We start from the raw sequence: 17,883 nt of genomic DNA, 5'->3' as shown, positions 1-17,883 counted from the left end.
CCCTCGCCGGCGCTCCGCCCGCGACGGTCACCCGCAGGTCAGGAGTCGAAGTGCGTCTCGGGGAGCGGCTGCCCTATCGACGTGACGACGGCCGCCGCGATGGCGGCGAGCTTGATGTTGCGCCCGCTGGAGGCCGCCTTGAGGATGGTGATCGCGGTCTCGTGGCTGCACCTGTTCTGGGCCATGATGATGCCCGCTGCGACGTCGATGGTGGTGCGCGAATCCATCGCGGACCTGAGCTGCTCGCTCGTATCCGCGGCGTGTGCCACCCGGACGGCCATCCGCAGCGACTTCGACGCCTCGTGGGCCAGCTCGGCTGCAGCCGCGATCGCCTCCTCGTCGAAGACCTCCGGCTGCGTCGAATAGAAGTCGAGACCGGCCGCGGCGAGCCCATCGAGCGGGATGGGCACTCCGAGCGCCGAGCGGATCCCGTGATCCATGATGGCGCGCGTGTACTCCCCGAACCGCGACTCCTTCGCGAAGTCCGCGACGACGTACACCTGGCCCTCGCGCGCCGCGCGAAGGCAGGGGCCGTCGTCGAACTCGTACTGCACCTCGTCCATGCGCAGCGCATGCTCGCTGCTGCTCGCCACCGAGGCCCGGGCACGCGGCCGGAGGAGCGTGACACCGCAGGACACCTCGGCGCCCGGGGAGGAGAGCGTGTCGGCTGCGAGGGTGGCCAGCCCGTTGAGGAACTCGTTGATGTCGGAGCTCTCCAGCACCATGTCCTGGAGCATTCCCGGCAGGCTGACGTCCCCGAAGGTCTGGTTGTCGGTCACCGCTCGCTCCTGTCCCGTGACTCCGGACGGCCGTTCGGCCGCCCGCTGGTGCAACGCTACCGCCCCCGCACCCGGTGGGGAACAGCGCCCCGCACTGGGCGCGGGCACCCGGCCCGTGCGGGGCGGGTGGGACGGTGACGGCGCGGCACGCCGTCACCGGCCCGCCGCGCCGTCAGCACGTACGAGGAGTGCCGTCGGGCACGGGGAGGAATCAGCCGGCGCGCCCCGCGGGGGTGATCCCACCGGAGCACGCGGCACCGGGTTCGCGGGTCTGCTCGCCCTGGATGTACTTGTCGAGGAAGGTGCCGAGCCGTGCGTCGTCGGCGGAATCGACCTTCAGCTGCAGGCCCCAGGCGCTGGCCGCGATCGGGCTGTCGAGGTCGGGATAGGGGCTGAGCAGCACGTAGGAGCGCGTGCCGACCAGTTCCGTGAGCTTGTCGATCTCCGCCTGGCCGATGTCCGGGTTGTACGTGATCCACACTGCGCCGTGCTCCAGGGAGTGCACCGAGTTCTCGTTGGGCAGGGGCTCGGTGTAGACACCGCAGTTGGTCCACACCGGGTTGTGGTTCCCCCCGACGGGTGGTGACTGCTCGTACTCGACCGGGCCGTCGACGTGGTCGAAGGTCACGTCGGAGAACGTCTGGACGCCGTCGATCCCCTGCGCGGCCGCCGCCTCCCGGTCCCGGTTCACCTGGACCTGGTTCACGATCACCAGGGTGACCGCGATGATGATGGCGAGGATCACGGCGCCGATGCCGCCGAAGATCAGGGCGTTGCGCTTGCGTTCACCGGCCCGCTGCTCGGCCTGGATGGCGGCAAGGCGCGCCTGACGGTCCAGGTTCTCCTGGGATCGCTTCTTGTTCAACGGGTGTCCTTCGTGCTGGGGCGGCTGCGGCATTCACCGCGGATCGGATATCGCCGGGAACCAATCTACCGGCGGGGCGCGGCAGTCCTCGAACGCCCCGGCGGGCGCGTCCCGGACCACCCGGGCCTACAGGGCGTTCAGCATGTTCTGCATGAGCGTGATCTCGGCCTGCTGGCCGGACTGGATCTTCGTGGCGAGGGTACGGACCTGCTCCGTCTCGGCGAGTTCGGCGCCGGCTCGGGCCATGTCCACGCCCGCCTCGTGGTGGTCGATCATGAGGTTCAGGTACAGCCGCTCGGCGTCCTCGCCGCGGGCGACGCGCAGCTCGTCGAGCTGGGCGTCCGTCGCCATGCCGGGCATCAGCCCTTCGGGAGTGAGCATGGACGCGGTGTCCGATCCCATCTCCATGCCGCCGTGACCGCTTCCCGCGGCCATCCACTCCATGCGCGGCTGGGAACTGCTCTGGTCCAGTCCCCATTCCTCGAGCCAGGCGTACATCTGGCCGGCCTGCTGCTGCTGGGTGAGCGCGATGTCGTAGGCGATCGCGCGAAGCGTCTCATCGGTGACGTTGTCGCGCACGATCATCGACATCTCCACGGCCTGGTTGTGGTGCACCTGCATGTCTCGGGCGAATCCCGCATCCGCACTGTTCGTACCCGGGTACGAGGGCCCCGCCGAGATGCGTCCGGCGGTGAACGCCAGCGCGAAGAGCGCGAGGACCGCGATTCCGGTGAGGGCCAGGAGGACTCGCTTCTGCCAGCCCGACAGGGAGAGGGTCATGAACATCCTTGGATCGGGGGTGTGCCATCAGCCAACGTACGGCATTGCGCTGGGCGTTCCCTCAACGTACGGGGAGCCCACGGCGGGAATAGCATCGCGCCATGGCAGGTTATACCCCCCAAGGGTATAGTTGATCAGAAAAGGAACAAGACCATGAGCATTCCGGACACCGACCACACGGCACCGTACGGCTATACCGCCGACAAGGAGGCCTACCTCAAGCGGCTACGGCGCATCGAGGGCCAGGTCCGCGGGATCGCGCGGATGGTGGAGGAGGACCAGTACTGCATCGACATCCTCACCCAGGTCGCAGCAATCAACAAGGCACTCCACGCGGTCTCCCTGGGCCTGCTCGAGGACCACATCTCGCACTGCGTCGTAGGAGCCGCCCAGGAGTCCCAGGCCTCGGGCAACGACGACGCCGTCCAGGAGAAGGTCCAGGAGGCGACGGCCGCGATCGGCCGGCTCCTGCGCTAGACCCACCTCACCCATCCACCTCACCCATCAAGGAGAAGAACCATGACCACCACCACCATCGGCATCACCGGCATGACCTGCGGACACTGCGTCAGTGCCGTGCGGAGCGAGCTGTCGGGACTGCCCGGCGTCGAGAGCGTCGACGTCGACCTCGTCGACGGCGGCATCTCCACTGCCACCATCTCGTCCACGGCACCGCTGGACGCCGCGTCGATCGACGGAGCGGTCACGGAAGCCGGCTACAACGTGGCGGCTTCCTGACATGACCACCCAGCAGATCCCGGGTACCGGGCAGGAGACGCGCGTCGTCGAACTCGCCATCCAGGGGATGACGTGCGCCTCCTGCGTAGGCCGGGTCGAGCGGAAGCTCGGGAAGCTCGACGGCGTGGAGGCGAGCGTGAACCTGCCGCTGGAGAGCGCCGTGGTCCGGGTGCCCGCGTCCGTCAGCGACCAGGACCTGGTCGACACCGTCGTGGCAACCGGTTACGGCGCCCACGTGGTGCACCCCGACCATGCGCACGAGGACGCCCACGACCACACGCCGTCGCTCCTCGGAGCGCGCCTGGTCCTCGCCGCCGTCCTGTCCGTCCCGGTGCTGCTGATCTCCATGGTGCCGGCCCTCCAGTTCCCGGACTGGGGCTGGGTGGTCCTCGCCCTGACCCTTCCCGTGGTGACGTGGTCCGCATGGCCGTTCCACCGCGCAGCCGCGATCAATGCGCGCCACCTGTCCTCCACCATGGACACCCTCGTCTCCATCGGCGTCACCGCGGCGTTCCTCTTCTCTGTCTGGCAGCTCCTCGCCGATCCTGCCCTGACGCAGCACCCCGGCATGGCCGGCATGGCCGCGCATGCCCTCTACTTCGAGGTCGCGGCCGTCGTCGTGACGTTCCTGCTGCTCGGCCGGTTCCTCGAAGCCTCCGCGAAGCGCCGGGCCGGGAATGCACTCACGTCGCTCCTGAACCTCGGCGCCAAGGAGGCCCGTGTCCTGCGCACCGTCGACGGCGAGCGCACCGAGGTCACGCTGCCCGCCGACAGGCTGATCCCCGGCGACGAGTTCGTGGTACGGCCCGGGGAGAAGATCGCGACGGACGGCGTCGTCACGGAGGGCTCCAGCGCCGTCGACACCGCCCTCCTGACGGGCGAGAGCATCCCCGTCGAGGTCACCCCGGGTGATGCCGTCACGGGCGCCACGATCAACACGTCCGGCAGGCTCGTGGTCCGGGCGACGCGGGTCGGCTCCGACACCGTGCTCTCCTCCATGGGCCGCCTGGTCAGCCAGGCGCAGAGCGGCAAGGCGCGGATCGCCCGGCTGGCCGACCGCATCAGCGCGGTCTTCGTCCCCGTGGTCCTGGTGATCGCGATCCTCACCTTCGTGCTGTGGCTCGTCCTGACGGGGGACCTCGACGCCGCCTTCACTGCGTCCGTGACCGTGCTCGTGATCGCGTGCCCCTGTGCGCTGGGGCTTGCGACGCCGACGGCGCTGCTGACCGGCACCGGGCGCGGCGCCCAGCTCGGCATCCTCATCCGCGGGCCGCAGGTCCTCGAGGACACGCGCACCGTGGATACCATCGTGCTGGACAAGACCGGTACGGTCACCACCGGCGTCATGGCCGTCGGCGACGTCGTGGTCCTCTCGGACGTCCCAGCTGCCGAGCTGGTACGGCTCGCGGGTGCCGTCGAGGCGGCGAGCGAGCACCCGATCGCACGGGCCATCGCGCAGCATGCTGCGGGCGAGGGACGGCTTCCGGAGGCCAGTGACTTCTCGAGTGCACCCGGAGGCGGCGTGCGCGGCGAGGTCGACGGCGTGATCGTCACCGCCGGCCAGGCCGGCTGGCTGGAGCAGCACGGGATCCGCCCCACCGCCGGGCAGGCGGCAACCTTCAGTGCCGCGCAGGATGCCGGGACGACGGCGGTGTGGGTCGCCGTCGGCGGTGACGTGGCGGGCTTCATCACGCTGTCCGACACCGTCAAGGACGGCTCGGCGGCCGCCATCGGGCGCCTGCGCCGGCTCGGCCTGAAGCCCGTACTGCTCACGGGCGACAACCTCGCCGTGGCCCTGCGTGTCGCCGCCGCGGTGGGGATCGACGCGGCGGATGTGCGGGCGGGCGTGACGCCTGCGGGGAAGGTGGACGCAGTCCGGGAACTGCAGGCCACAGGTGCCACCGTCGCCATGGCCGGTGACGGGGTCAATGACGCCGCAGCGCTCGCCCAGGCGGACCTGGGTATCGCGATGGGCTCGGGCACGGACGTGGCCATCGAGGCGGCCGATCTCACGGTGATGGGCAACAGCCTGGATCAGGTGGCGCAGGCCATCGAGCTCTCCCGCCGAACGCTGGGCACCATCAAGGGCAACCTGTTCTGGGCGTTCTTCTACAACGCCGTGGGCATCCCCGTGGCGGCACTGGGCCTGCTCAACCCGATGCTCGCGGGAGCGGCGATGGCGGCGAGCTCCGTCCTCGTGGTCGCCAACTCGCTGCGGTTGCGCAGCTTCGGGCGGTGATCCCGCGGGCCGGTGCCGGCACCCGATCGGCTGCCGCCGACCGGGTGCCGGCATCGCTGCGGCCTTCCCATGGTCCTTCAGCGGGACGCGGACGATGCCAGATCGGACAGCGACGTCAGGGGGACCTCCCTGGGCCGCTCCGTCGTGCTCCGCACCGGTACCGAGGCGCCGTCCGCTGCCGACTGCAGGAGTGACTCCATGACGTCGAGGACATGGTAGGCGAGTTCGCCGTTCGCCCGGTGCTGCTCGCCGGGCGGGGTCAGGGCCATGTCCGCGAGGCCGTACCCGCGGCCCGCCCCGATGTAGCCTGCACTGGCGGGAAGGACCTCCCACCCGATCTCCCTGTCGTTGCCTCTGTTCTCCAGATCGCAGACGGACACCTCCCCGTCGAAGTAGTTCGGGTCGGGCACCGTGAGGCTCGCCTTCTCACCGTGGATCTCGATGTTGGAGGACCTCGTCTGCACGGCGTCGAAACTCATGACCAGGGTGGAGAGTGCGCCGGATTCGTGGACCAGCACTCCCGTGACGTGCGAGTCGATGGAGACCGGTATCGTCTCGCCTGCGCGCGGGCCCGACCCGATGGTCCGCTCCTTCCGCGTGTGGCTGGCCGCTCCGATGACGGACGTGACCGGCCCCAGCAGGGTGACCAGCGCCGTGACGTAGTACGGACCCATGTCCAGCAGTGGCCCGCCACCGGGCACGTAGTAGAAGTCGGGGTTCGGGTGCCAGCGTTCGTGGCCGGGCGTGACCATGGTCGCGGTGGCCGAGATGGGACGGCCGATCAGGCCCTCGTCGATGGCATGGCGTGCCGTCTGGATGCCCGTCCCGAGCACTGTGTCGGGGGCGCACCCCACCCGGACCCCGGCGGCCTCCGCGAGGGCGAGTACCTCGCGGGCCTCGGTCGTATTCGCCGCCAGCGGTTTCTCCCCGTAGACGTGTTTCCCTGCGGCGATCGCCCGAGCCGCGATCTCCGCATGAGCGGCAGGGATCGTGAGGTTCAGGACGGTGTCGATGCCGGGATCGGCCAGGAGTTCGTCCACGGTCAGCGCCCGCACTCCCTCCTGCGAGTCCGCGGCGGCCTGCGCCCGGCTCGGGTCCAGGTCTGCCACCGCCCTCAGGTTCACCGATTCCAGCGACGGAAGGGTGTTCAGGTACTGGGCCACGATCGCTCCGCAGCCGATGATTCCGACGTTCAACGGCTCGCCCACAGCAAACCCCTTTCGATGATGGTCCGGACGTTCGGGTCGTCGAGGATCTCGACGCGGTGCCCGGGGGTGGCGACGAAGATACGCCCCTTGCCCCACTGACGGGTCCAGATGGCGGGGGACGTCACCGGACGGTTCCAGGGATCCCACTCGCGGACGGCCTGGGTGGTCGTCGCGAGCACGTCGATGTAGTCGTCCGCGAGTACCCAGTACTGCTCCGTCACGAGGTCGAAGTCACCGATCCCCTGGGTAATCGGGTGCTCCGCGGCGGCCGGGAGCATGTTCACCCGGTACGGCACATAGTTGTCGGACTGCTCGCCGACCCTTTCCTCCGGATGCTTGCCCGGATGGCACGCGAACTGTCCACCGATCAGGTGGAGGTAGTCGGATTCATTGCGGTACGAGTCGGCGATCCCGCCGTGCCAGCCCGCGAGTCCGGTCCCGGCTTCGACGGCCGCCCGGAGTCCGGCGAACTCGTCCTTCTCGATGGTGTTCATCGTGTTGCACTGCAGGATCAGGCTGACGGTCGACATGTAGTCGGCATCGGCGTAGATCTTCGGTGATTCCTCGATCCGGACGTCGAACCCGTTGTCCCTCAGGAACGGGATGAACCGGTCCGTCGCTTCGACGGGTTGATGGCCGTCCCAGCCGCCGCGGACGACGAGTGCTTCCTTGCTGGTCATGGTGCCTCTTTCGTGGTCGTGGATTGGCTGTTCTGCGCGCGGGCGGAGAAGGCTGCGTCGAAGGAAGCCCCGGAGGGGGCTATGGTGGCCAGCTCCCGCACGAGAGCCAGGGCCTCTGGCGCCCCGATCAGGCGGTCCATCCCGGCGTCCTCCCATTCGATGCTGGTGGGACCCTGGTAGCCGATCGAATTGAGCATGCGGAAGATGGGCTTCCAGGGCACATCCCCGTGCCCGGCTGTGACGAAGTCCCAGCCCCGCCGAGGATCACCCCACGGCAGGTGCGAGCCGAGGCGTCCGTTGCGTCCGTTCAGCTGCCGCACGGATTCCTTCACGTGGACGTGGAAGATGTGCGGCGCGAAATCCTCCAGGAACATCACGGGGTCGAGGTCCTGCCAGACGAAGTGCGACGGGTCGAAGTTGAGCCCGAACCCGGGCCGGTCCTTCATGATCTCCAGCGTGCGCCTCGCGGTCCAGTAGTCGTAGGCGATCTCGGACGGATGCACCTCGAGCGCGAAGCGGATCCCCTCGGCGTCGAACACGTCCATGATCGGGTGCCATCTGGCGGCGAAGTCCTCGTAGCCCCGCTCGATCATCTGCTCGGAAGCGGGAGGGAACATCGCGACGTACTTCCAGATGGAGGAACCGGTGAATCCGGTGACCACCGACGCCCCGAGCCGGGCTGCTGCCCGGGCGCTGGCCTTGACGACCTCGGCGGCCCGCCGGCGGACCCCCTCCGGGTCTCCGTCCCCCCAGACCTCGGGGGTGAGGATGTCCTGGTGGCGCTCGTCGATCGGGTCGTCGCCCACGGCCTGCCCCGTCAGATGGATGGCGATCGCGTGGACGGCGAGGTTGTTCTCCTTGAGGATCCGGAGCCGGTCCTGGACGTAGTCGTCGTCCTGCGCGGCCCTCACCGGGTCCAGGTGGTCTCCCCAGCACGCTATCTCGAGGCCGTCGAAGCCCCAGTCGCCGGCCATCCTCGCCACGTCCTCGAACGGCAGATCGGCCCACTGCCCGGTGAACAGCGTCACCGGGCGTGGCGTGCCACCAGGTGTAGTGACGCGTGTGGCGAACTCAGACATGCTGCCACCCCGAATCGGCCGCGGCGCTCTGCTCGATGGCGTGCAGGACCTTCTGGACCCGCAGCGCCTCGTCGAAGGACGGCGACGGCGTGGAGCCGTCCGCGATGGCCTGCACCAGGTCCACGACCTGGTGCGTGAAACCGTGCTCGTAGCCGAGGCCATGCCCGGCGGGCCACCAGTTGCCCGTGTACGGGTGCTCGGGTTCGGTGACGTTGATGGTGCTGAAGCCCGCGGTCTCCACGGGCTGCGTGCCGTCGTAGAACTCGAGCGAGTTCATGTTCTCGAAGTCGAAGGCGAGCGAGCCGAGGCTCCCGTTGACCTCCAGGCGCATGGAGTTCTTCCTGCCGAGCGCGAAGCGGGTGGCTTCGAAGACGCCGATCGCTCCTCCCTCGAAGCGTGCGCTGAAGATCGCGGCGTCGTCGACCGTGACCGTCCCTGTTCCTCCGTCGCTGGAGCCCTGGCCGCCGAGGCCCACCAGGGTCCCGCCGAGGGGACGTTCGTGGACGAAGGTATTCAGGAGACCGGAGACTCCCGTGATCGGCAGCCCGGTCACGTACTGCGCCGCATCGATGCTGTGCGCTCCGATGTCCCCGAGGGAACCCGATCCCGACTTGCTCCTGTCCAGGCGCCAGGTCATCGGGGCGTTCTCGTCCGTCAGCCAGTCCTGGAGGTACTGCGCCCGGACGTGCCGGATGGTGCCGAGCCTCCCCTGCTCGACGAGCCGCCGGGCCAGGGTCAGGGCGGGCGTGCGGCGGTAGGAGAACCCGCACATGGCGAAGACCCCGTTCGCCTCGGCCGCCCGGGCGGCCGCCGCCATGCGTTCCGCCTCCTCCACCGAGTTCGCGAGCGGCTTCTCGCAGAGCACGTGCTTGCCCGCTTCGAGTGCTGCGATGGCGATCTCGGCGTGGGTGTTCCCGGGGGTGCAGATGTCGATCAGGTCGACGTCGTCGCGCTCCACCAGGGCCCGCCAGTCGGTCTCGGTCTCCCGCCAGCCGAACTTGTCGGCCGCCGCCTTCACGGCGGCCGGATCACGGCCGGCGAGGACGGCGAGTTCGGGCCGGAGCGGGAGGTCGAAGAAGCTCGGCGCGGTGCGCCAGGCGTGGGAGTGCATCGCTCCCATGAAGGCGTAGCCGACCATCCCGACCCTCAGGGCCGATTGCTGCGTGGAAGTCATCAGGCTGGAGATTCCTTTCCGTCTACTTGTTGAACCCGGCGGTCAGTCCGCTGACGAGCTGGCGGCGAGCCAGGACGTAGAGGACCACCAGCGGGAGTGTGGAGAGCACGACGGCGGCGAGGACCGCCGGTATGTTCACGCTGAACTCGTCCTGGAACGCCCAGAGCGAGAGCGGCAGGACCCGCTTGTCGGGGTCCTGCGTGAGGATCAGCGGGAAGAGGAATCCGTTCCAGACGTGCAGTGCGTTGTAGATGGCGATCGTGACCACCGCGGGACGCACCAGCGGCAGGGCCAGGCGCCACATCATGCTGAACTCCGAGCAGCCGTCGAGCCTCATGGATTCGAAGAGTTCCCGCGGGACGTCCCGGAGGAAGTTCGACAGGATCAGCACCGAGATGGGGATGGCGAAGGCGATCGACGGCAGGATCAGCGCGAGCAGGGTGTCGTAGAGCTGCGCTTTCGTGATCATGAAGTAGATGGGGATGATGGTCGCCTGCAAAGGGATGGCGAGTCCCATCAGGAACAGCGTGTGGGCCGTCCCGATGATGCGCCCACTTCCCCTCACCACCGCATACGCCGCCATGAACGAGACGATCACGGCCGGGATGACACTGCCCACCGTCACGATGACGCTGTTCACGAAGTACCGGACGAAGTCCGCTTCCAGGACCGTCCGGTAGTTCGCCAGGGTCGGCTCCGTGGGTGGAGCCAACGGATTGGACCCGAAGAAGCCCGCCTGGTTCTTCAGGCTCGTGATGATCACGTAGTAGACGGGCAGGATGATCAGCGCGAGCCACACCCATCCCCCGAGCCCTCCGAGGAGGTTCGGCGAGGTCCTGCCCACCGGCTTCCCCTGCGAACGGGGCCTGGGCTGCGGTACGGTTTCCTGCGCGGGTTCGGCGACGAGTGCCATGCACCTACGCTCCTTCCAACTGGCTCGAGCTGCGGTTCTTGCCGCCGAGGCGCTGCAGGATGAGGGCGAGGCCCAGGCCGATCACCACGAGGATGACGCCGAGGGCGCTCGCTGCGCCCATGTCATTGGCCCGGAAGCCGGTCAGGTACATGTGCAGCGGCAGGAGCCGGGTGGAGTACCCCGGACCGCCGGCCGTGAGGACGAAGATCAGGTCGAAGTACGCCAGCGATCCCAGGACCATGAGGGTCGACGAGGTGATGATGGTGTACTTCAGCTGGGGCAGCGTGATGTGGAAGAACTGCTGCATCCGGCCCGCGCCGTCGATCTGCGCCGCCTCGTAGAAGGACGCCGGGATCTGGCGCACACCGCCCTGGTAGATGAGCGTGTGGAAGGGGACGAACTGCCAGGCGATGACGAAGATGACCACGAACAGCACCAGGTCGGCACTACCGAGCCAGTTCTGGGCGAGGAACGGCAGGCCCAGACCCGGCCCCATGCCGAAGTTGGGATCCAGCAGTGCCTTGAACGCGATCGCCACCGCAGCCGACGAGAGCAGCAGCGGGACGAAGTACAGGACGGCCAGCACCGCCCGGTAGCGCTGGTTGCCCGCCGTGAAGACCCCCAGGAGGAGACTGATCGGAACCTGCACCACGAGCGAGTAGACCATGATCTTCAGCGTCACGATCAGCGCGTTCATCGTCACCGAGTCCGTGAGGGCCGTCTGCCAGCTCTCCAGTCCCGCCCAGGTGATCGCACCCAGTCCGTTCCAGTTGGTGAAGCTGAGGAACACCACACCGAGCAGGGGCAGGACGGCGAAGACCAGGAAGAAGGCCAGCGCCGGGACGACCATCCACGCCGAGGGGCCTTCGGCCCGCGCGCCCCGCACCTTCATCGCGGGCTTGGGCTTCAGCAGCGTGCTCATTTGCCCAGGGTTGCGTTCATGTTCTCGGCGAACTCCTCGGGGGTGATCTCACCGATGAAGATCTGGTCGAGGTTCGCGAGCATGGCGTCACCCTGGGCGGGGCTCAGCGCCTGGTCCCAGGAGAGCTGGAAGCTCGGTGCGTCCTGCGCCAGGCCGTAGACGAACTCCACGAAGTCCTTGTCCTCGGACGCGGCGAGCTGGTCCTCGATGCCGTTGACGGCGGGAACCGCGCCGGAGTCGATCATGGCCTGCGTGTACTCCTCGCTGAACAGCCCGTCCTTCAGGTAGTTCAGTGCGGATTCCTTCTGCTGGTCTGAGGCCGTGGAGGAGACCGACCACATGTTCGCGGGGTTGCCCACCACGTTCGCGGGGTCGCCTGCACCGCCCTCGACCTCGGGGAACGGCACGAAACCGACCTCTCCCGACTCGACGAACTCCGGGGCGTCGTTCTTCAGGTTCTGGTACACCCAGCCGCCGTGGAGCATCATCGCCGCCTTGTCGGTGTACAGGAGGGCGCTGTCCGCGCCGGCGTCTGCCGCGATCGAGGAGAAGCCGTTGATGAAGCCGCCGGCGTCGACCAGTTCCTGGATCTTCGTGAGGGCCTCGATCACGGCGGGATCGGACCAGGCGTCCTCTTCCCCGTCCAGGATCGCCTGGAAGACCTCCGGGCCACCGATGCGGTCCACGAGGTAGGACAGCCACATCAGGTTCGGCCACTTGGACTGGCCGGCCAGGGCGAAGGGCGCGATCCCCGCCTCGTTGAACTCCGGCACCAGGGCCATCAGGTCGTCCCAGGTCTCGGGGGGCTCGACACCCATGTCCTCGAAGACCTGCTTGTTGTAGTAGAGGACGACCGGCTGCATGTTGTTGTTGGGCAGGGCGTAGGTCTTGCCGTCGATCACGCCGTTCTCGAGGACGGAGGGGATATAGCGGTCCTTCACCTCGGGGTTGTCGGTGAGGAACTGGTCCAGGTCGCTCACGTGTCCGGCGTCGACGTAGGACTTGAGCACGCCGCCGCCCCATCCGTAGATGAACGTGGGCCCCTCGCCTGCTCCGACCGCAGTGCGTACCTTGGTCTTGTAGGCGTCGTTGGCAAAGAACTCCTGGTTGATCTTGTCGTCCGCATTCGCCGTGTTCCAGTCCTCGACCGACGAGCGGAAGATGTCCTCGCTGCTCCCGGTCAGGGCCCACATCGTGGGGGAATCGGAATCCGCGGCGGGATCAGCCGGACCGCTGGATCCGCAGGCGGTCAGGCCGAGGGCGAGGGTGAGGGCGGAGGCCGCCGCGATCTTGGAGGTGGTTGTTCGCATTTTCATCAGTTCTTCCGTAAGTCGACTCAGGACGGGGCACGAGGGCCGGCTGAGGTGGGCAGGTCAACTCCGCGGGTACGCGGTCGCTGACCGCCACGCTGCGGAAGAGATTTCGAAATGTTTTCGATAAAAACAAACTAACAAGCGTAAAGTTACCTGCATCACATGTATCGGTCAATGCCTCGCGGTGAAAGGCTTCGAACCAGGCTCAACGCGTCCACCAGGGTGCGATCTGGCTCAGGCAGTAGGCAGACGACGACAGCCCTAGAGAGGATTTCGAAACATTGTCGGAAAGTGAAGTTCGGACGAGAGCCACTCTTGCATCCGTCGCAGCCCTCGCCGGAGTATCCACTCCGACGGTCTCAAAGGTCATCAACGGTCGTGAGGACGTGGCCCCCGCCACCCGCAAGCGCGTGCTGGAAGCGCTCAGGACGTCCGAGTACCAGCCCCCCGGACAACGCCTTGCCCTCGCGCCCCCGACGTCCGTGCTGATCGACGTCGCCGTGGACAGCGTGACGACGGCGTACTACTCGGAGGTGATGGACGGGATCCTCGAGTGCGCGGAGATGCAGGGAGCGGAGATCGTCCTGTCGAAGACGGGGCTCACCCATCTCTCCGCGGGCGAGCGGGCCGAGAAGATGCAGGCATCGGGCCGCCGCGGCCTCCTCCTCGTCACGTCGCGGTGGTCCCCGCGGGAGATCAAGGACGTGAAGAAGCGTGGCATCGCGGTGGTGGTCATCGACCCCATCAACCCTCCCGGGCCGGGCGTCACCAGTGTGGGTGCCACGAACTGGGCCGGAGGGAAGGCCGCCACGGAGCATCTGCTCGGCCTGGGCCATACCCGTATCGCATTCATCGGCGGGCACCCCAGCGCGGAGTGCAGCCAGGACCGCGAGCATGGCTATGTCGCCGCCCTCCTCGAGCGGGGCATCCCCATCTCGGAGGAGTACGTCCTGGCAGGCGCGTTCGATCCGGAGACCGGGCGACGGAGCCTGGCCCGGTTCCTTGCCCTGGAGGGCCCTCCCCGGGCCATTTTCGCGGCCTCCGACAGCATCGCCCTGGGCGTGCTCGCCGAGGCACACGCGAGGGGGATCGGGGTCCCGGATGAACTGAGCGTGGTCGGCTTCGATGGGACGTACCTCAGCGAACAGTCGTCGCCGCAGCTCACCACCGTCGTGCAGCCGCTGCGGGACATGGGCCGGACGGCCGTCCGCGCACTCCTTCGGGAGATGGGCGGGGAGCCGCCGGATTCCACCAGGGTGGAGCTGGCCACCCACCTGATCGTGCGCTCGTCGACGGCTCCGGCGAGGTCCTGATGTTCCCCGGGATGCACGCATGCCGTCTACGGAAGGCCTCTGGATCAGATGGCCATCCGCTGGCTATCCTATAGAATCTACGAAAATCGGAAGGGATCGCAATGACGCGTCTGTTCAATGAACCGGAGAACTTCGTCGACGAGATGATGGTCGGCTTCGCGGCCGCCGCCTCTCGCTGGGTACAGCAGATTCCCGGGGGTGTGGTCCGCGTGGGACGACCGGCGGAACCGACGGTCTCCCTCGTCATCGGGGGCGGCAGTGGGCACTACCCCGCTTTCGGTGGCCTCGTCGGACCGGGACTGGCGCACGGGGCGGTGATGGGCAACCTGTTCGCCTCACCGTCGGCCCACCAGGTGCGTACTGTCGCACGGACGGCCGACCAGGGGCGGGGCGTCCTCCTGTCCTATGGGAACTACGCGGGCGACGTCCTGCACTTCGACGAGGCACAGGCCGAACTGCGCGAGGCGGGGATGGACGTCCGGACGGTGACCGTGACCGACGACATCATCAGTGCGCCCCGGGGTGAGGAGCACAAGCGCCGCGGCATCGCCGGCGACCTCACGGTGTTCAAGGTCGCGGGTGCAGCGTGCGAGCAGGGCTACGACCTCGACGGCGTCGAGCGCGTCGCGCGCCGCGCCAATGACAGGACGCGTTCCCTCGGCGTCGCCTTCGGCGGCTGCACCCTTCCCGGCGCCGATGCGCCCCTCTTCGAGGTCCCTGCGGGACGCATGGCCGTCGGCCTGGGCATCCACGGGGAGCCCGGCATCGACGAGGTCGACATCCCCACGGCCGCGGGCCTCGCCGAGCTGTTCGTCAGCAGCCTCCTCGAGGAGGTGCCGGACGGGGTCGACCTGGCGGACGCACGGGTCGTACCCCTGCTGAACGGCCTCGGCAGCGTCAAGTACGAGGAACTCTTCGTCGTCTACCGCACCGTGCACGCACTGCTCCTCGAGCGCGGTATCAGCGTCGTCGATCCCGAGGTCGGCGAGCTGTGCACCAGCTTCGACATGGCCGGCTGCTCCCTCACCCTGCTGTGGCTCGACGAGGAGCTCGAACGCCTCTGGACGGCGCCGGCGGACACCCCCGGATTCCGCCGCGGACAGGTGGGTGAGCAGCAGCGCTTCGACGCCGTGGTGAAGGACGACGCCGAGGAGGTCATCGGGACCTCCTCGGCCGAGTCCCGCGCCTGCGCCGCGACCATCGTCGCGGCGCTAGAGGCGCTCGCGCTCACGGTGGACGATCACGCCGACGAACTCGGCCGCCTCGACCAGGTGGCGGGCGACGGCGACCACGGGATCGGGATGCAGCGGGGCGCCCACGCCGGCCGGGACGCGGCCCGCGCCGCCGTCGAGCAGGGCGCCGGCGCCGAGACGGCCCTGCGGCATGCAGCCAACGCGTGGAGCGACCGCGCCGGTGGCACCTCGGGGGCCATCTGGTCCACGATGCTCAAGGCGCTCGGCTCCGTGGTCGGCGATGACGGCCGGCCCACTCCGAAGGACCTTGCACGCGGAGTATCCGCGGCCAGGGACGCCGTGATGGCCTTCGGAAAAGCGAAGGTCGGCGACAAGACCATGGTCGACGCCGTCGTACCCTTCTCCGACGAACTCTCGGCACGGGTGGGCGACGGGTCCGGGCTCGCCCAGGCGTGGTCGGGAGCTGCTGCCGCGGCCACGGCAGCAGCGGCGGCCACGGCGTCGATGCGGGCGACCCTGGGGCGCGCGCGGTCCCATGGTGAGAAGTCCGTCGGCACGCCCGACCCCGGCGCGGTGTCCTTCGCGCTGATCTGCACCACCATCTCGAACGTCATGCGTAACGCACCGGGCGCCCGCCCGGACGATCACTAGGAGAGAGAACATGGCCCTCAGGCTCATCGTCGGCTGCGACGACGCGGGATACCAGTACAAGGAGATCCTCAAGCGGGATCTCGAACAGAACGACCTCGTCGAGTCGGTCGTCGACGTCGGCGTGGGCGAGGACGGACACACGTCCTATCCGAAGATCGCGATCGAGGCTGCCGAACGCGTCGCACGGGGAGAGGCGGACCGTGCGCTCCTCATCTGCGGAACCGGCCTCGGCGTCGCCATCGCCGCGAACAAGGTGCAGGGCATCCGCGCCGCCACGGCCCACGATCCCCTGTCCGTGGAGCGGTCCGTCCTGTCCAACGACTGCCAGGTGCTCTGCATGGGGCAGCGCGTCATCGGCGTCGAACTCGCCCGCCGGCTCGTCCGGGAGTGGCTGACCTACACGTTCGACACCTCGAGCGCCTCCCAGGCCAAGGTGGACGACATCTGCGCGTACGAGGGCGTGTAGCGCATCCATGCCGAGGTTCACCATCGGTTCGAGTCTCAAGATGTACTTCGGCCATCGGCGCCAGCTCGAGTGGACGCGCCGGGTGGCCGAGATCGCCTCGACCCACCCGGCGGTGCAGCAGAACGTGGTGCAGCCCTTCGTCATCCCGACGTTCCCGTCCATCTGCGCGGTGCGGGATCTCGCCGCTCCCGGGGGGCTGCTCGTGGGCGCGCAGGACGTGCACTGGGAGGACGCGGGCGCCTATACCGGCGAGGTGTCGGCGGCGGAACTGGCGGAGATCGGCGTCCGGCTGGTGGAGATCGGCCACGCGGAGCGGCGGTCCATGTTCGGTGAGACGGACTCCACCGCCGCGCTGAAGGTGCTCGCGAGCCTCCGCCACGGCCTCGTGCCGGTCCTCTGCATCGGCGAGGAGGAACACGGCGAGCACCGTTCGGCGGCCCACGCATGCCTGCGGCAGCTCGAGGCGTGCCTCGCGGCCGCCCGCCGCGAAGGGATCGGCGGGGCTGTGATCGTGGCCTACGAACCCGTCTGGGCGATCGGTCGCTCAAATCCTGCACCCGACACCCACATCCGTGCCGTCACCAGTGCACTCCGCGCACACCTGGCGGATGACCCGCTGGTGCAGGAGCCACGGGTGATCTACGGGGGTAGTGCCGGCCCCGGCCTGCTGACGCGCATAGCCCCCGATGTCGACGGCATGTTCCTCGGCCGGTTCGCGCACGATCCGGCCGCGTTCCGGGACATCCTGGACGAGGCGTGGGAGATTGGATCCGGTGATGACAGCAGCGCATTCTGACCGACCGGTTCCGGAGATCGACCGGCGCGGCCTGCGGGACCGTGTGTACGACCGGATCCTGGACATCCTCCTGTCGAGCGAGATGGAACCGGGGGCGAGACTGTCGATCGACACCGTCGCCAAACAGCTCAAGGTCTCTCCGACACCCGTCCGTGAAGCCATGGTCCAGCTCGAGCGCACCGGGCTCGTGACCCGGGAGGCGCTCAAGGGCTACCGGGTCGCACCTCCCCTCGGCCCCGAGCAGCTCGACGAGCTGTTCGAGGCCCGCATCATGCTGGAGGTCGAGGCTGCCCGGCTCGCGGCGCCTCGCGCGGCCTCCTTCCTTCCCGCCCTCCGGCAGGCACACGAGCACCACCACGAGATGGGAGAGCGGGTCACCGCCGCGATGCGGGACGGTGAGGTCCCGATCCGGACCATCCACGATTATTTCGACGCCGACAACGCCTTCCATCTGGTCATCCTCGATGCCGCGGGCAACCGCTACGTCCAGGACATGTACGCCAATCTGGGTGCCTTGACGCACAGGATGCGCCAGGCCGTCATCAGGGGAACGAGCGATGTGTCCGAGGCGGCCGCCGAGCACGCCGCGATCCTGGAGGCCTTCGCCGGCGGCGACCCCGACTCGCCCGTCCGGGCACTGCGTGCCCACATCGAGGGCGTCCGCGCCCGCTCGCTGGAGGACTCCCCCGACACCTGAGAACCGGCTCGCGGAAAAGCCTTGCAGAGGTAGGAGTGGCCGTTTATATTTCCTATAGGATCTTTCCTCTTCCGAAT

18 protein-coding genes are annotated in these 17,883 nt (G+C 68.4%); 8 read left to right on the top strand and 10 right to left on the bottom strand.

All coding sequences use genetic code 11. From position 1 onward, the window contains the following. Window positions 1-38: 38 nt before the first annotated feature. The 3 genes from AC4D2O_RS18070 to AC4D2O_RS18060 form a co-directional block, all read right to left on the bottom strand. Window positions 39-779 (bottom strand): ANTAR domain-containing protein, encoded by a 741-nt coding sequence (locus AC4D2O_RS18070; RefSeq protein ID WP_490908763.1) that lies wholly within the window; start codon window positions 777-779, stop codon window positions 39-41. A gap of 211 nt (window positions 780-990) precedes the next feature. After that, complete coding sequence (locus AC4D2O_RS18065) at window positions 991-1,644, bottom strand: thioredoxin-like domain-containing protein (protein ID WP_490908762.1); 654 nt, start codon at window positions 1,642-1,644, stop codon at window positions 991-993. Window positions 1,645-1,770: 126 nt separating this feature from the next. Further along, a complete protein-coding gene (locus AC4D2O_RS18060) occupies window positions 1,771-2,424 on the bottom strand; it encodes a DUF305 domain-containing protein (protein ID WP_490908761.1) in 654 nt (217 codons plus the stop codon). A 153-nt stretch (window positions 2,425-2,577) separates the two neighbouring features. Between AC4D2O_RS18060 and AC4D2O_RS18055 the strand changes: the two genes are divergently transcribed. The 3 genes from AC4D2O_RS18055 to AC4D2O_RS18045 are packed head-to-tail and all read left to right on the top strand — an operon-like array spanning window position 2,578 to window position 5,401. After that, window positions 2,578-2,901 (top strand): metal-sensitive transcriptional regulator, encoded by a 324-nt coding sequence (locus AC4D2O_RS18055; RefSeq protein ID WP_490908759.1) that lies wholly within the window; start codon window positions 2,578-2,580, stop codon window positions 2,899-2,901. Between the two features lie 42 nt (window positions 2,902-2,943). Next, entirely contained in the window at window positions 2,944-3,162 is a 219-nt protein-coding gene (locus AC4D2O_RS18050; RefSeq protein WP_490908758.1) for a heavy-metal-associated domain-containing protein, read from the top strand. Between the two features lies 1 nt (window position 3,163). Then, window positions 3,164-5,401, top strand: coding sequence for a heavy metal translocating P-type ATPase (locus AC4D2O_RS18045; protein WP_490908757.1), 2,238 nt, complete (start codon window positions 3,164-3,166; stop codon window positions 5,399-5,401). A 77-nt stretch (window positions 5,402-5,478) separates the two neighbouring features. On the opposite strand, the gene AC4D2O_RS18040 is transcribed toward AC4D2O_RS18045, so the two are convergent. Genes AC4D2O_RS18040 through AC4D2O_RS18010 form a run of 7 tightly spaced genes read right to left on the bottom strand, consistent with a single transcriptional unit; the run spans window position 5,479 to window position 12,693 of the window. After that, window positions 5,479-6,609 (bottom strand): Gfo/Idh/MocA family protein, encoded by a 1,131-nt coding sequence (locus tag AC4D2O_RS18040; RefSeq protein WP_490908756.1) that lies wholly within the window; start codon window positions 6,607-6,609, stop codon window positions 5,479-5,481. Further along, complete coding sequence (locus AC4D2O_RS18035) at window positions 6,594-7,289, bottom strand: ThuA domain-containing protein (RefSeq protein ID WP_490908755.1); 696 nt, start codon at window positions 7,287-7,289, stop codon at window positions 6,594-6,596. Before AC4D2O_RS18035 ends, AC4D2O_RS18040 begins: the two co-directional genes overlap by 16 nt. Then, the gene (locus AC4D2O_RS18030; RefSeq protein ID WP_490908754.1) at window positions 7,286-8,368 is read right to left on the bottom strand and encodes a sugar phosphate isomerase/epimerase family protein; all 1,083 of its coding nucleotides are present in this window, start codon (window positions 8,366-8,368) and stop codon (window positions 7,286-7,288) included. The genes AC4D2O_RS18035 and AC4D2O_RS18030 overlap by 4 nt, the downstream gene beginning before the upstream one ends. Beyond that, a complete protein-coding gene (locus tag AC4D2O_RS18025; RefSeq protein ID WP_490908753.1) occupies window positions 8,361-9,542 on the bottom strand; it encodes a Gfo/Idh/MocA family protein in 1,182 nt (393 codons plus the stop codon). Before AC4D2O_RS18025 ends, AC4D2O_RS18030 begins: the two co-directional genes overlap by 8 nt. Window positions 9,543-9,564: 22 nt before the next feature. Next, window positions 9,565-10,455, bottom strand: coding sequence for a carbohydrate ABC transporter permease (locus tag AC4D2O_RS18020; protein WP_490908752.1), 891 nt, complete (start codon window positions 10,453-10,455; stop codon window positions 9,565-9,567). A gap of 4 nt (window positions 10,456-10,459) precedes the next feature. After that, complete coding sequence (locus tag AC4D2O_RS18015; RefSeq protein WP_490908810.1) at window positions 10,460-11,347, bottom strand: carbohydrate ABC transporter permease; 888 nt, start codon at window positions 11,345-11,347, stop codon at window positions 10,460-10,462. A gap of 26 nt (window positions 11,348-11,373) precedes the next feature. Beyond that, a complete protein-coding gene (locus AC4D2O_RS18010) occupies window positions 11,374-12,693 on the bottom strand; it encodes an extracellular solute-binding protein (RefSeq protein WP_490908751.1) in 1,320 nt (439 codons plus the stop codon). Window positions 12,694-12,971: 278 nt separating this feature from the next. Here AC4D2O_RS18010 and AC4D2O_RS18005 point away from each other — a divergent pair, with 278 nt between their 5' ends. From AC4D2O_RS18005 to AC4D2O_RS17985, 5 genes are all read left to right on the top strand, one after another. After that, window positions 12,972-14,003: a LacI family DNA-binding transcriptional regulator gene (locus tag AC4D2O_RS18005; RefSeq protein WP_490908750.1), complete on the top strand. Its 1,032-nt coding sequence runs from the start codon at window positions 12,972-12,974 to the stop codon at window positions 14,001-14,003. 101 nt (window positions 14,004-14,104) lie between these two features. Next, window positions 14,105-15,847, top strand: coding sequence for a dihydroxyacetone kinase family protein (locus AC4D2O_RS18000; protein ID WP_490908749.1), 1,743 nt, complete (start codon window positions 14,105-14,107; stop codon window positions 15,845-15,847). A 10-nt stretch (window positions 15,848-15,857) separates the two neighbouring features. Then, window positions 15,858-16,313 (top strand): ribose-5-phosphate isomerase, encoded by a 456-nt coding sequence (locus tag AC4D2O_RS17995; protein ID WP_490908748.1) that lies wholly within the window; start codon window positions 15,858-15,860, stop codon window positions 16,311-16,313. A gap of 7 nt (window positions 16,314-16,320) precedes the next feature. Continuing rightward, window positions 16,321-17,109 (top strand): triose-phosphate isomerase family protein, encoded by a 789-nt coding sequence (locus AC4D2O_RS17990; protein WP_490908747.1) that lies wholly within the window; start codon window positions 16,321-16,323, stop codon window positions 17,107-17,109. Beyond that, the gene (locus AC4D2O_RS17985) at window positions 17,090-17,806 is read left to right on the top strand and encodes a GntR family transcriptional regulator (RefSeq protein ID WP_490908746.1); all 717 of its coding nucleotides are present in this window, start codon (window positions 17,090-17,092) and stop codon (window positions 17,804-17,806) included. Before AC4D2O_RS17990 ends, AC4D2O_RS17985 begins: the two co-directional genes overlap by 20 nt. Window positions 17,807-17,883: the final 77 nt, after the last annotated feature.

This window comes from Arthrobacter sp. TJ-238 (genome assembly GCF_058269215.1).
Note: the sequence above shows the minus strand (reverse complement) of the source record. Positions and strands in the feature narration are given on the sequence as shown.